The sequence below is a fragment of the Thiocapsa sp. genome, from assembly GCF_018399035.1.
Lineage (GTDB): Bacteria > Pseudomonadota > Gammaproteobacteria > Chromatiales > Chromatiaceae > Thiocapsa.
Genome location: NZ_CP073760.1, coordinates 841,280 through 853,997, shown reverse-complemented (window position 1 = coordinate 853,997; position 12,718 = coordinate 841,280). Strand labels below are relative to the sequence as shown.

General features: G+C 63.9%; 11 protein-coding genes. 7 read left to right on the top strand and 4 right to left on the bottom strand.

Annotated elements, in window-relative coordinates:
* Positions 1-57 precede the first annotated feature (57 nt).
* The 4 genes from KFB96_RS03870 to KFB96_RS03855 all read left to right on the top strand — a co-directional run bounded on the left by KFB96_RS03870 (position 58) and on the right by KFB96_RS03855 (position 3,712).
* On the top strand, positions 58-804 hold the full coding sequence (locus KFB96_RS03870; protein ID WP_300971271.1) for a 4'-phosphopantetheinyl transferase superfamily protein: 747 nt from the start codon (positions 58-60) through the stop codon (positions 802-804).
* 81 nt (positions 805-885) lie between these two features.
* On the top strand, positions 886-1,698 hold the full coding sequence (locus tag KFB96_RS03865; protein ID WP_213459170.1) for an undecaprenyl-diphosphate phosphatase: 813 nt from the start codon (positions 886-888) through the stop codon (positions 1,696-1,698).
* Positions 1,699-1,704: 6 nt separating this feature from the next.
* Positions 1,705-2,337, top strand: a complete 633-nt coding sequence (locus KFB96_RS03860) for a DedA family protein (protein ID WP_213459168.1) — start codon at positions 1,705-1,707, stop codon at positions 2,335-2,337.
* Between the two features lie 166 nt (positions 2,338-2,503).
* Positions 2,504-3,712 carry an alkaline phosphatase family protein gene (locus KFB96_RS03855; protein WP_213501720.1) on the top strand — a complete coding sequence of 403 codons (1,209 nt, stop codon included), beginning with the start codon at positions 2,504-2,506 and terminating at the stop codon, positions 3,710-3,712.
* A 193-nt stretch (positions 3,713-3,905) separates the two neighbouring features.
* Here the strand turns inward: KFB96_RS03855 and KFB96_RS03850 are convergent, their stop codons facing one another.
* From KFB96_RS03850 to sufB, 4 genes are all read right to left on the bottom strand, one after another.
* The gene (locus KFB96_RS03850) at positions 3,906-4,310 is read right to left on the bottom strand and encodes an SUF system Fe-S cluster assembly protein (protein ID WP_213459164.1); all 405 of its coding nucleotides are present in this window, start codon (positions 4,308-4,310) and stop codon (positions 3,906-3,908) included.
* A 215-nt stretch (positions 4,311-4,525) separates the two neighbouring features.
* Positions 4,526-5,851 (bottom strand): Fe-S cluster assembly protein SufD, encoded by a 1,326-nt coding sequence (gene sufD, locus KFB96_RS03845; RefSeq protein WP_213459162.1) that lies wholly within the window; start codon positions 5,849-5,851, stop codon positions 4,526-4,528.
* Positions 5,848-6,603 (bottom strand): Fe-S cluster assembly ATPase SufC, encoded by a 756-nt coding sequence (gene sufC / locus KFB96_RS03840; protein WP_213459160.1) that lies wholly within the window; start codon positions 6,601-6,603, stop codon positions 5,848-5,850. The genes sufD and sufC overlap by 4 nt, the downstream gene beginning before the upstream one ends.
* A gap of 227 nt (positions 6,604-6,830) precedes the next feature.
* Positions 6,831-8,276 (bottom strand): Fe-S cluster assembly protein SufB, encoded by a 1,446-nt coding sequence (gene sufB, locus KFB96_RS03835; RefSeq protein ID WP_213459158.1) that lies wholly within the window; start codon positions 8,274-8,276, stop codon positions 6,831-6,833.
* Between the two features lie 330 nt (positions 8,277-8,606).
* Here sufB and KFB96_RS03830 point away from each other — a divergent pair, with 330 nt between their 5' ends.
* The 3 genes from KFB96_RS03830 (at position 8,607) to KFB96_RS03820 (ending at position 12,480) form a co-directional block, all read left to right on the top strand.
* Positions 8,607-9,650 (top strand): Fe(3+) ABC transporter substrate-binding protein, encoded by a 1,044-nt coding sequence (locus KFB96_RS03830; RefSeq protein WP_213459156.1) that lies wholly within the window; start codon positions 8,607-8,609, stop codon positions 9,648-9,650.
* 93 nt (positions 9,651-9,743) lie between these two features.
* Positions 9,744-11,390 carry an iron ABC transporter permease gene (locus tag KFB96_RS03825; RefSeq protein WP_213459154.1) on the top strand — a complete coding sequence of 549 codons (1,647 nt, stop codon included), beginning with the start codon at positions 9,744-9,746 and terminating at the stop codon, positions 11,388-11,390.
* Positions 11,374-12,480, top strand: a complete 1,107-nt coding sequence (locus tag KFB96_RS03820; protein ID WP_213459152.1) for an ABC transporter ATP-binding protein — start codon at positions 11,374-11,376, stop codon at positions 12,478-12,480. Before KFB96_RS03825 ends, KFB96_RS03820 begins: the two co-directional genes overlap by 17 nt.
* Positions 12,481-12,718 lie beyond the last annotated feature (238 nt).

Here is a 12,718-nt window from a genome sequence, read left to right as displayed (position 1 = left end):
CTTCCCGGGTGGTTGCCGATTATAGGAAGATGACGACGGAGGTCACAACGGATGTCGATGCAAAGACTGAATGACGATGGCGCGATCAGGCCGCCGACGCTCGACTGGACTGCCGGACCGATCCGCTGCGACATCCGATCGGGTGCGCTCCATCTGTGGCGGATCCGCACCGATGCAGACGGGATCGAGCTCGCGCACGGTCTGAGCCTGCTCGGCGAGCGCCAGCGCGCGCGCGCGGCGCGGATGCGTCATGAGCCCTACCGCGAGCGCTATGTGCGCGCGCATGCCGGGCTGCGCGAGATCCTCTCGCGCTATCTCGACGCGCCGCCGGGGTCGCTGCGCTTCGACTACGGACCGGCCGGCAAACCCGCGCTTGCCGGCGCCGCGTTGCCGCTCTCCTTCAATCTGACGACGACCGGCGATCTGGCCTTGGTGGCCGTCTGTGCCGGGGCCGGGCCGAGCACCGATGTGGGCGTGGACTGCGAGTGGATCCGACCGCGGCACGACATCGAGGCCGTGGCGGAACGGATGTTCGCGCCCGAGATGGTGCGGACACTCGCATCGGCTCCGCAGGACGAGCGCCTCGCCGTCTTCTACCGTGCCTGGACCGCACTCGAGGCGGATGCCAAGGCCGACGGCCGAGGACTCTTCCGGCCCCGACCCGCCGGCGCACGGCCGCCGGCCGTTCTGCATTGCATCCCGGAGACGGGCTATATCGCCGCGGTCGCGCGCGAAACCCTGCCGCCGGTCATGGATTGGTCGACATTCGATCTGCTCATCAGACCGTCGTCGATCACTCGATAGGGCACCGGAAGCATCGATCGCGCGGACACGGCCGGTACGCCGCGTATAATCCGGGCCTTCAATCCCGAGGAGCGCCGTTCGTTGGAAACTATTCAGATCGTCTTACTTGCGTTCGTTCAAGGCATTACCGAGTTCTTGCCGATCTCGAGCTCGGGACATCTGATCCTGACACCGCTCCTCTTCGGCTACGAGCTGCAGAGCCTCGCCTTCGATGTCGCGCTGCATCTGGGTACGCTCGCCGCGGTGATGCTCTATTTCAGGCGCGAGATCGTGACCATGACGATCGCCGTGCTGCAGTCGTTGCGCACACGCAGATTCGACGCGCCCGATGCCCGCCTCGGCTGGATGATCATCCTCGCCACCCTGCCGGTGATCGTGCTGGGCCTGCCGCTGAAGTCCGTGCTCGAGGTTCTGCGCGACGACCCGACCTTGGTCGCCCTGGTGGTTGCGGCCACCAGCATCGGCTTCGGGTTGCTGCTGTGGTGGGCGGACTTCAGCGGAAAACGCGCGCGCGACGAGTACAGCCTCGGCTGGAAGGCGGCCCTGTTCGTCGGTGTCATGCAGGCGGTCGCGATCATTCCGGGGACCTCGCGCTCGGGCATCACCATCACGGCGGCGCTCATGCTCGGGCTGACCCGCAGGGCGGCGTCGCGCTTTTCGTTCCTGCTCGCGATCCCGACCATCATCATGGCGGGCGCTCTCGAAACGCTCGATCTGGTGCAGGCCGGCGAGCCGGTCGACTGGATGTCGCTGTTGCTCGGAGCGGCCCTTTCGTTCGTCTTCGCCTACCTGACCATTCATTACTTTCTGAAATTCATCGAACGCATCAGCATGCTCCCGTTCGTGATCTACCGGATCCTGCTGGGCGCCGTCATTCTGATGCTGGTATGGTGATCCGCGATGAGTCTCGAAGCCGAAATCGCAACAACCTTGACCTCCGGGATCGCGAGCCTGCAGCCGATCCTGGATCGCTACGGGCTCTGGGCGCTGTTTGTCGCCTGCATGGCCGAAGGATTCGGGATCCCGCTACCGGGACAGACCCTCTTGATCGCCTGCGCACTCTTGGCCGCGACGGGGAAGATGGACATCGTCGTGGTCCTGATCGTGGCGTGGACGGCGACCCAGCTCGGCGACATCATCGGCTATCTGATCGGACGCTACGGGTTGCAGGGGCTGCTCAAACGCGCATCCAAACACCGCGAGCGTCTGGACAAGGCCGAGGCGGCCTTCGCGCGTTGGGGGATCGGGTTGCTCATCGTCGCGCGCTTTCTCGACGGGCTGCGTCAGACCAGCAATATCGCGGCCGGGGCACTGCAGATGCCCTGGTGGCGCTTCCTCACGGGAACCATCCTGGGAACCAGTCTGTGGGTCGGGGCCTTCGGGTTCGGGGCCTACACCCTGAAGGAGGATTTCCACCGCATCACCGACGTCATCGAGCCGCTCAGACCCTATGTGCTCGCCTTCTCGGCGGTGCTCGTTTTGGCCCTGATCTGGTTTCTGTTGCGCCGCAAATCGGCCGGCCAACACGCCTGAACCGTCTTCGCACGGGCCTTGCGCGTCTGCGGCACGCGCAAGGGTGTAGGTTGTGCCGAGCCGTGCGAGGCACAACCAACCGTCGGCGGATGTTGTGCTTCCTGCCGTCAGCACAACCTACGGTATGGAATTTTGCGGAAATCGCCTAAGCAACGGGAGCGTCATTATGGTCAATCCCCCGCCGCTGGCCGAGCTGACGATGACGATGACACGGCCGGACTACGACGGCGGCGGCCTCGTCAATCTAATGAGCAGCATCATCCAGGCCCGCGGCGGGCGGTCCGACGCCCCGAGCCTGCGCGATCTGTCGACGGATGAGCTGGCGCAAGCCACCAATCTGATCCTCCTGGTCATCGACGGCCTCGGCGCCGATTGGCTCGACAGGCAATCGCCGGACGGGATCCTGAGCCAAGCCCGGCGCACGACCCTCACCTCGGTCTTCCCCTCGACGACGGCGGCCGCCATCCCGACCTTCCTCACCGGGGAAGCGCCGTCGGCACACGGGCTGACCGGTTGGCATACCTATCTCGGGGAGCTTGGATGCGTGATGACGGTGCTGCCGGGCACACCGCGCTTCGGCGGCGTGCCCTATCGGAAGGCCGGGATCGATCCGGTCAAGCTGTTCGGCACCACACCGGTCTCCGACCGGATCGCTACCCGCAGCATCCTGGTCTCGCCGGCGCACATCGCCCGGTCCGACTTCAACCGCGCACACCTCGGACGCGGTGAGCTGGTGACCTTCAAGGGATTGCGCGACATGTTCGTGCGAACCGCCGGGGTTCTCCACGGCTGGGGGCGGCGTCGACGCGAGCCTAAGTATCTCTATCTGTACTGGCCGAGACTGGATGCCATCGGTCACGAGCAAGGGATGGAGAGCCCGGCCGCACTGGCCCATCTTCGCGAGATCGAGCAGGAAATCGCGATTTTCATGCACGAGATCGCCGATACGGACAGCCTGATGCTGGTCTGCGCGGATCACGGTCAAGTGGATACGCAGCCAACTGACACGATCGATCTTGCCGATCATCCGGAGCTCGAAAACCACCTCTTGCTTCCGCTGTGCGGCGAACCCCGTGCGGCCTTCTGCTATCTGAGGTCCGGCCATGCAGCCGCATTCGGCGATTACTGCAGCGATGTCTTGGCGGACCGCGTCGACCTGGTGCCGAGCGAGCAGCTCGTCGAGGAGGGGTTCTTCGGTGCCGGGAGGATGCACCCGCGCTTCATGGAGCGTGTCGGGGACGTCTGTTTGCTCCCGAAGGGCAACGGCGTCATCCGGCAGTGGCTGCCCTTCGAGCAGCCACACCGACAGATCGGGGTCCATGGCGGACTCAGCGACGCCGAGCTGCGCGTCCCTCTGTGTCTGCTTCGCACTTAAACCGCGCCCAGCGCGGTATGCAATGTTCTTGGATGGGATCGGCCACGGCAGACTTGACGACCGTTGGCGTCTGCGCGGTTTAAGATATTAAAAATATTCCATTTTAAACCGCGTCCATCTAAGGGACGTTGATGCACAAAACGTCGAACTCACTGGAAAGTAAGCATCTCGCTCTGGACGCGGTTTAGCGCCGTCACATCAAACCGAGCTGGAGACGAGCCTCGTCGCTCATGTTTACCTGACTCCAAGGCGGATCCCACACCAGGTCGACCTGAACCAGGCCCACACCCTCGACCTTGGCGACGGCATCCTTGACCATGATCGGCATCATGCCGGCGACCGGACAGGCCGGCGCGGTCAGCGTCATGTCGATCGACACGTCACCCACCGGGGAGATGTCGACCCGATAGATCAGACCGAGATCATAGATGTTGATGGGGATCTCGGGATCCTGCACGCTGCGCAGCGCCTCGATGATCGGCTCGCGCAGCTCCTCGGCGTCCATCTGCTCGACCGCGACATCCTCCGTGAGGACGGCCGTATCCGCACTCTTCTCGTCATGCTTCCCGAAGCCGGCGAAGCGGGCCAGTCTGTTCATGCTCGACCTCTTGACTGCAATTTCCGGTTGAACCGCGTCCGTCGCGACATGCGATCCCTCCGAACGGCTCGGCCCTTGTCGAGCCAATGTCCCCGGAGTAGACGCGGTTCAAGTAAGTGAATCCTCAACCTCTAAACCGCGCCGACTCGACATCTCCCGGAGTCGGCAAGTGGGCACTCTTCAAATCATCCCTCGTCGACCGCTCCTGACGCGGTTTAGGTTAGCGGTGCGGTTTCGAGTCGGCGCCCGACCTCCTCCGAGACCGCCTCGCGCAGTGCGTCGCTGTGCAACGCTTCGATGATCTCCTCGGCGAATCCCAAGCAGAGCATGCGACGCGCGAGCGGTGCGGAGATACCGCGCGAGCGCAGATAAAAGAGCTTCTCGGGCTCGATCTGGCCGACCGTCGTGCCGTGGCTGCACTTCACATCGTCGGCGTTGATCTCGAGCTGCGGCTTGGTATCGATCTCCGCGTTCTCGGACAACATGAGGTTCTTGTTGGACATGGCCGCGTCGGTCTTCTGCGCGTCCTTGGCCACCACGACCCGGCCGTCGAAGACCGCTCGGCCCTTGCCGTAGAGGATGCCCTTGAAGGTCTCGCGGCTCGAGCACGACGGAACCGCATGATCCACGTCGATGTGATAATCCATCAACTGCCGATCGCCCGCGAGATAGAGCCCCTGCAGATCGCATTCGGCATGCTCGCCGCTGAAGCGGGTCACCAGATCGGTACGCGCCCAGGCGGCCCCTAGGCCGATATTGACGCCGACGTAACGGCTGTTGGCATCCTGGCTGAGGTAAAGGCCCGTGATGTGGAAGGCGTTGGGGCTCTCGACCTGGATGCGGTCGTGCTTGAGCACGGCGTCTCGACCGAGCGACAGCTCCAGCACCGAGTTGGTGCAATAGAGCGACTCGCCGAGACTCACATACCGCTCGATCAGGGTCGCCTGTGCACCGTCCGCGAGCGACACCAGATGACGGGGCTGTGCGACGCGCGGCTCGTCCATCCCGACGGAGAGATGGATCAGCTCGATCGGCCGCTCGAGGATCGCACCGCGGTCGAGCAAGACCACCAGGCCGTCGTCCAGACCCGCCGTGTTCAATGCCGCAAACAGGGGCTGGCTCTCCCCTGCCACGCCGTTGAGGCGCTCGCGAAGGGCATCGGGATCGCTTGCCAACAAGGCCCGCAGACCCGTTATCCGAACACCGCGCGGCAGGTCGCCGAGTGCCGACAGCGAAGGCGTATAACGGCCATTCACCATCACTACGCGATGGCTGTCCAGCTCCGGGATCAGCAGCTCATCGATGTCGTGCAGCTGCAGCGCGGTCACCTCGTCCTCCACTCGGGCGAATCCCTGCTCGATCAATCGCTTCAGACTGGTGTAGCGCCACGCCTCCTGCTTGGTGCCCGGCACGCCTTGCTCGCGCACTTGGTCAAGTGCGCTGCGCCGCTGCGCCTCGAGCCAATCGAGCCCGGCGCCGGCCTCGCCGTCAGCGCGCGCGGAGAGCCAGGTGTCGAAACTGGTAGGCGCAGCGCCGTTCATGCCGCCTGCTCCTGCTCGAGGATCCAGCCGTATCCCTTCTCTTCGAGCTCCAGTGCCAACTCCTTGCCGCCCGAGCGGATGATCCGGCCTTTCGCCAGGACATGAACACGATCGGGCTCGATGTAGTCGAGCAGACGCTGATAATGGGTGACCACGATCATGGAGCGTTCGGGGCTGCGCAGCGCATTGACGCCGTCGGCGACGACGCGCAGGGCGTCGATGTCGAGCCCGGAGTCGGTCTCGTCGAGGATCGCGAGCTTGGGTTCGAGCAGCGCCATCTGGAAGATCTCGTTGCGCTTCTTCTCGCCGCCCGAGAATCCGGCGTTGACCGCGCGCTTGAGCAAGGAGTCGTTGAGATGCAGGATCTTCAGCTTCTCCTTGATGAGGCGAAGAAACGACACCGCGTCCAACTCGCTCTCGCCGCGGGCTTTACGGATGCTGTTGAGCGCGGCCTTCAAGAAATAGGTGTTGTTGACGCCGGGCAGCTCGACCGGATACTGAAACGCCAGGAAGACGCCCAGATGCGCGCGCTCCTCGGGCTCGAGCGCGAGCAGATCCTGCCCTTCGAAGGTGACGGAGCCGGCCGTGACCTCGTAACCCTCGCGTCCGGACAGGACATGCGAGAAGGTGCTCTTGCCCGAGCCGTTCGGACCCATGATGGCGTGGATCTCGCCGGGACCGACCTCCAGATCCAGCCCCGTCAGGATCTCGTTTTCACCCACTTTGGCCCGCAGGCCTTTCACAGACAACATCATTAAGTCTCCTGATCGATCGCGTCCGGCGTGACATGCGACATCCTTTGATTGGATCGACACGAAAGCCGGCGATAAGCGTCTGAGCCGACGCGATCGATGTGTTTAATGTCGTTTTAAAAGTCTTGAACCGCGTCGCGCGAACGGCGTTGATCGCCGCAAGACCGAACGCAAGCTCCAAGCTCGCAGAGTCATCCGAACGCGGTTCAATAGCGGTTCAATGCGGTTCAACCGACCGCGCCTTCCAGGCTGATGCTCAAGAGCTTCTGGGCCTCGACCGCGAACTCCATCGGCAGCTCGTTGAAGACCTCTTTGCAGAAGCCGTTGACGATCATCGAGACCGCGTCTTCCTCGGTGAGTCCGCGCGAGCGGCAGTAGAACAGCTGGTCGTCGCTGATCTTCGAGGTGGTCGCCTCGTGCTCCAGATTGGCGCTCGGGTGCTTGACCTCGATATAGGGAAATGTATTCGCGCTGCACCGGTCGCCGATCAGCAGGGAGTCGCACTGGGTGTGGTTGCGCGCACCCTCGGCGCGTTGACTGATCCGCACCAGACCGCGATAGGTTTGCTGGCCCTCGCCCGCCGAGATCCCCTTGGAGACGATGGTCGAGCGGGTATTGCGCCCGAGATGGATCATCTTGGTGCCGGTATCGGCCTGCTGACGGCCTTTGGTGACGGCGACCGAGTAGAACTCGCCGATCGAATCGTCGCCGCGCAAGATGCAGCTGGGGTACTTCCAGGTGATCGCGGATCCCGTCTCGACCTGGGTCCAGGAGATCTTGGAGCGTGCGCCGCGGCAGTCCCCGCGCTTGGTCACGAAGTTGTAGATGCCGCCTCGGCCTTGGGCGTCTCCGGGATACCAGTTCTGCACCGTCGAGTATTTGATCTCGGCGTCGTCCATGGCGATCAGCTCGACGACCGCCGCATGGAGCTGGTTCTCGTCGCGCTGGGGCGCCGTGCAGCCTTCGAGATAGCTGACATAGCTGCCGGCTTCGGCGATGATCAAGGTACGCTCGAACTGGCCGGTGTTGCGCGCATTGATTCGGAAATAGGTGCTCAACTCCATTGGACAACGTACGCCCTTCGGGACGTACACGAAGGTACCGTCGCTGAAGACCGCGGCGTTGAGGCCGGCGTAATAGTTGTCGGTATGCGGAACCACCGAGCCCAGGTACTGTTTGATCAGCTCCGGATGCTCGTGAACGGCCTCGGAGATGGAGCAGAAGATGACGCCTGCGTCGGCCAACACGGCCCGGAAGGTCGTCGCGACCGAGACGCTGTCGAACACGGCATCCACGGCGATCCCGGCGAGCGCCTTTTGCTCCTCGATCGGGATGCCGAGCTTCTCGTAAGTCTCGAGCAAGGCCGGGTCGATCTCGTCGAGACTCTTAGGCATGTCTTCCGGGCGTTTCGGGGCCGAGAAGTAGGAGATCGACTGGAAATCGATCGGCGGATAGTGGACCGAGGCCCAGTGCGGTGTCGGCATGGTCAGCCAATGCCGGTACGCCTTGAGCCGCAACTCGGTCATGAACTCGGGCTCGCCCTTGCGGGCGGAGATGGCACGCACCACCCCTTCGTCCAGACCGGGCGGCAGGGTATCGGACTCGATCTCGGTCACGAACCCATGCTCGTACTCGGATCGGACGATATCGTCGACAGCTTGGGTTGAGGTCATCTCTCCTGGCTCCGTTTTCTTGAGCGTTTTACTGGGTATTTACTATACGCCCTTCGCGGCGGGTTTCAACATCCCGCGGGGCGTTCGGAAAACATCGGGTCGGTCGGGATCGGATCCTACCGAGACTCATGTCCGAGCGCCGCACCCCGGTTTCAAGGGGTTTTGCACGGCCATCAACATAACCGATGGATTATATACCGAGCACACGTGGCTTTTTTCGCCGCATTCAGCACGGGCTTGTTAATGCGAACTGTTCCCATTATTCTTGATGCGAGGCGGAATCCCGCCGGCACATCAAACCCCATTTGGCCCATCAGGAGGCCCAAACGTATGAAACCAGCACGCTATCTTCTCTCCTCGATCACCGGCGGGATCGCCGCGGCGCTCATCTTCTCCGTCCCGCCGAGCGTCGCCGCGGCCGACGAGGAGGTCAACCTCTACTCCGCGCGCAAGGAAGAGCTGATCAAACCCTTGCTGGATCGTTTCACCGAGCAAACCGGGATCAAGGTCAACATGGTCACGGACAAGGCAGAGACCTTGCTCAAGCGCCTGGAGAGCGAGGGCATCAACTCGCCGGCCGATCTGCTGGTGACCGTCGACGCCGGCAACCTCCATCGCGCCAAAGCATCCGGAGTGACGCAGCCGATCGAGAGTCAGGTGCTGGTCGAGGCGATCCCGGAGACCTATCGTGACCCCGAGGGTCATTGGTTCGGTCTGTCGCTGCGCGCACGCCCGATCCTCTATGTCGAGGGCAAGGTCGATCCGACCAGCCTCACGACCTACGAGGCGCTGGCCGATCCGGCTTGGAAGAAACGCATCTGCATCCGCTCCTCGGACAACATCTACAACCAATCGATGGTTGCCTCGATGATTGCCGCCGACGGCGTCGAAGCCACGGAGACCTGGGCGAAAGGGCTCGTCGCCAACATGGCACGTCCGCCCAAAGGCGGTGATCGGGATCAGATCGCCGCGGCAGCAGCCGGGCAATGCGACATCGCCATCGCCAATACCTACTACCTGGCCGGCATGCTGACCTCGGGCGATCAAAGTCAGGTTGATGCCGCGCAGGTCATGCGGGTCTTCTGGCCAAACCAGGACGGACGCGGAGCCCACGTCAACGTGAGCGGGATCGCCATGACCCACTCGGCGAAGAACAAGGAGGCCGCGGTCAAGCTTGCGGAGTTCCTCGTCAGTCCCGAGTCTCAGGCCTGGTATGCGGGGGTCAACGGCGAGTATCCGGTCCTCACGGGCGCCCAAGTCAGCGAGCTCCTGCAATCCTGGGGCGAGTTCAAGGGCGACGACATTCAACTCTCGAAGCTCGGCGAATTCGGGCCGGATGCCGTACGCCTGATGGACCGCGCCGGCTGGAAATAGACGGGAGACCGTCCGAGACGCGATAATGGGCCCTGAAAGGGCCCTCTCGGCGGCCCTCCGCAACGCAGGGGCAGTCCCTTTCATGAGGCGATCGTGAGAACGCATGAGCGCCGGGGGTTGTGGTCGGCAAGCATCGTCGCGATCGCACTCTTGACCGGACTGCCGGTGCTGGTGATCGTCGGCTTCATCCTGGTTCCCGCCGGCGATGTCTGGCAGCACCTCGTCGACACGGTCCTCGCCGATTATGTGCTCAACACGCTGCTGTTGATGCTCGGAGTCGCCGTCGGAACCCTGATCGGCGGCGTCGGCACGGCCTGGCTGACCAGCATGTGTCGCTTCCCGGGACGCGGCCTGTTCGAGTGGGCGCTGATCCTGCCCATGGCGATGCCTGCCTACATCATCGCCTACACCTACACCGGCATGCTGGATTTCGCCGGACCGGTTCAGACCACGCTCAGGGACTGGACCGGATGGGGTTTCGGAGACTACTGGTTTCCCGAGATCCGCTCGCTCGAAGGGGCCGCCCTGATGCTGGCGCTGGTCCTCTACCCCTACGTCTATCTGCTCAGTCGAGCCGCTTTTCTGAGTCAGTCGCTGTGCGTGCTCGACGTCAGCCGTACACTCGGCAATGGCCCTTGGCGCACCTTCTTCTCGGTCGCCCTGCCCCTGGCACGCCCGGCCATCGTCGCCGGACTCACACTGGCCCTGATGGAGACCCTGGCCGATTACGGCACGGTTCAGTATTTCGGCGTCCAAACCTTCACGACCGGGATCTTCCGCACCTGGTTCGGCCTGAACAACGCCGCGGCAGCCGCCCAACTCTCGGCGATGCTGCTCGGCTTCGTCCTGGTCCTGATCGCGCTGGAGCGGATCTCGCGCAGCCAGGCCCGTTATCACGACACCGGCCGGCGGCATCAATCGATCCGCCGTTACCACCTGACCGGCTGGCGCGCCGTCGCGGCCGCGGTCTTTTGCCTGATCCCGCTGATGCTCGGGTTCCTGATCCCCGCCGGGCAGCTCGCCGTCTGGGCACTGACGATCGCCGAGGGCGCGTACGATGCAGCCTTTTGGCGCCTGGTGCGCAACAGCCTCGAGCTCGCGGCCATCGCTGCATTGATCGCCTTGCTGCTGGCCCTGGTGTTGGGCTACGGCAAACGTCTGCATCCGACCCGTGCAGTCAACGGAGCCGTCAAGATCGCCGGTCTGGGCTATGCCGTGCCCGGCACCGTCATCGCCATCGGCGTCATCATCCCCTTCGCCTGGTTCGACAACACCCTGGACGCTTGGATGCGCCAAACCTTCGATGTCTCGACCGGTCTGTTGTTGAGCGGGACCCTGGCGGCCCTGATCTTCGCCTACCTGACACGCTTTCTGGCCGTCGCGCTACAGACGGTCGAGGCCGGGCTCGGGCGCATCCGTCCGTCGATGGACGAGGCCGGTCGCGCCATGGGCTATCGGCCGGGGCAGGTGTTGCGGCGTATCCACATCCCGATGCTCAGGGGCAGCCTGCTCACCGCGGTGCTCTTGGTCTTCGTCGACGTGCTCAAAGAGCTCCCGGCGACCCTGATCCTGCGACCCTTTAATTTCAACACACTCGCGGTGCGCGCCTACGAGCTGGCCTCCGACGAGCGCCTGGCGGACACCGCGCCTGCCGCATTGACCATCGTGCTTGCAGGCTTGGTTCCGGTTATCCTGCTGAGCCGTTCCATCACCAAGTCCCGCAATGCCGACACAGCTTGAGGTCAGAGACGTCAGCGTCGCCTATGGCGGCACCACGATCGTGCGCGATGTGTCCTTCGTGCTCGAGCAAGGCATCATCGGATGTCTGCTCGGGCCGAGCGGCTGCGGCAAGACGACCCTGCTGCGTGCCATCGCCGGGTTCGAGCCGGTCAGTCGCGGCGAGGTCTTGTTGCGCGGACGGCGCGTCTCGGTGCCCGGCCGCACCCTTGCGCCGGAGCAACGTCGGGTCGGCATGGTCTTTCAGGACTTCGCCCTGTTCCCGCACCTCACGGTCGCACGCAACGTGGCGTTCGGGCTGCGCGGACTCAAACGCGACGAGCGCGAGTATCGCGTCGCCGAGCTTCTCGATCTGGTGGACCTGCGCCAAGCGGCATCCCTGTATCCGCACGAGCTCTCCGGAGGGATGCAGCAGCGGGTCGCCCTCGCCCGCGCCATGGCACCGCGCCCCGAGATCCTCTTGCTCGACGAACCCTTTTCCAGCATGGACGCGGAGCTGCGCGAGCAGCTTGCCCGGGAGGTCCGGGATCTACTCAGACGCGAGGGCGTGACGGCGATCCTGGTCACGCATGACCAGCTCGAGGCCTTCGCCATGGCCGATCAGATCGGGGTGATCGCGAACGGGAGCATTCGACAATGGGGAACCGGGTTCGGGCTCTACCATGAGCCGGCGGACCGCTTCGTCGCCGATTTCATCGGGCAAGGCGTGTTGCTCCCGGCCGTCGTGGTGGACGAGACACGCGTGAAGACGGAGCTCGGGCGCGTCGCCGGAAGCAAGCCGCATGGTCTGGCACCGGGAACGGCGGCGGAGGTGCTGATCCGACCCGACGACATGCTCTACGACGAGACCAGCCCGAGACGCGCGGTCGTGGTCGAACGTGCGTTCCGCGGTGCCGAATACCTCTACCAGCTCAGGTTGGAAAGCGGAACGGAGGTGCTTTGCTTGGTCCCGAGCCACCATCAACATGCCGTCGGGGATGACATCGGGATCCGACTCGAAGCGGATCATCTCGTGGTCTTTCCCTGCGCAAGCGCCGAGCCGGATGCGCCGGAAGACGCTGCGATCGGCAGCGCGCTTCCGGCGCGGAGCTAGTCCGCAGATGGGACCGGAGCCCCGCGATGCGGGAGCCCTTGCGCTCAGCCGCTTCGGCCGCCCTTCTTGGCCTTCTTCTCCGCCCGCTTCTCTTTCATGTTCTTCAGCGGCTGCTTCTTGGCTTCCTTCTTTTTGTCTTCGCCCTTGCTCATCTGTGTCTCTCCGCGGCCCGTCGTCGATCGATCGGGTATCGGTGATCGGTCGGGACGCTCGAACGGTATGGTCGGATGGGCCCTGT

Excerpts from the sequence above, each read along its gene's own strand:
- sufC (WP_213459160.1), bottom strand. The coding sequence starts at position 6,603 with ATGTTGTCTGTGAAAGGCCTGCGGGCCAAAGTGGGTGAAAACGAGATC.
- KFB96_RS03860 (WP_213459168.1), top strand. The coding sequence starts at position 1,705 with ATGAGTCTCGAAGCCGAAATCGCAACAACCTTGACCTCCGGGATCGCG.
- sufD (WP_213459162.1), bottom strand. The coding sequence starts at position 5,851 with ATGAACGGCGCTGCGCCTACCAGTTTCGACACCTGGCTCTCCGCGCGC.
- KFB96_RS03850 (WP_213459164.1), bottom strand. The coding sequence starts at position 4,310 with ATGAACAGACTGGCCCGCTTCGCCGGCTTCGGGAAGCATGACGAGAAG.
- sufB (WP_213459158.1), bottom strand. The coding sequence starts at position 8,276 with ATGACCTCAACCCAAGCTGTCGACGATATCGTCCGATCCGAGTACGAG.
- KFB96_RS03820 (WP_213459152.1), top strand. The coding sequence starts at position 11,374 with ATGCCGACACAGCTTGAGGTCAGAGACGTCAGCGTCGCCTATGGCGGC.
- KFB96_RS03830 (WP_213459156.1), top strand. The coding sequence starts at position 8,607 with ATGAAACCAGCACGCTATCTTCTCTCCTCGATCACCGGCGGGATCGCC.
- KFB96_RS03870 (WP_300971271.1), top strand. The coding sequence starts at position 58 with ATGCAAAGACTGAATGACGATGGCGCGATCAGGCCGCCGACGCTCGAC.
- KFB96_RS03855 (WP_213501720.1), top strand. The coding sequence starts at position 2,504 with ATGGTCAATCCCCCGCCGCTGGCCGAGCTGACGATGACGATGACACGG.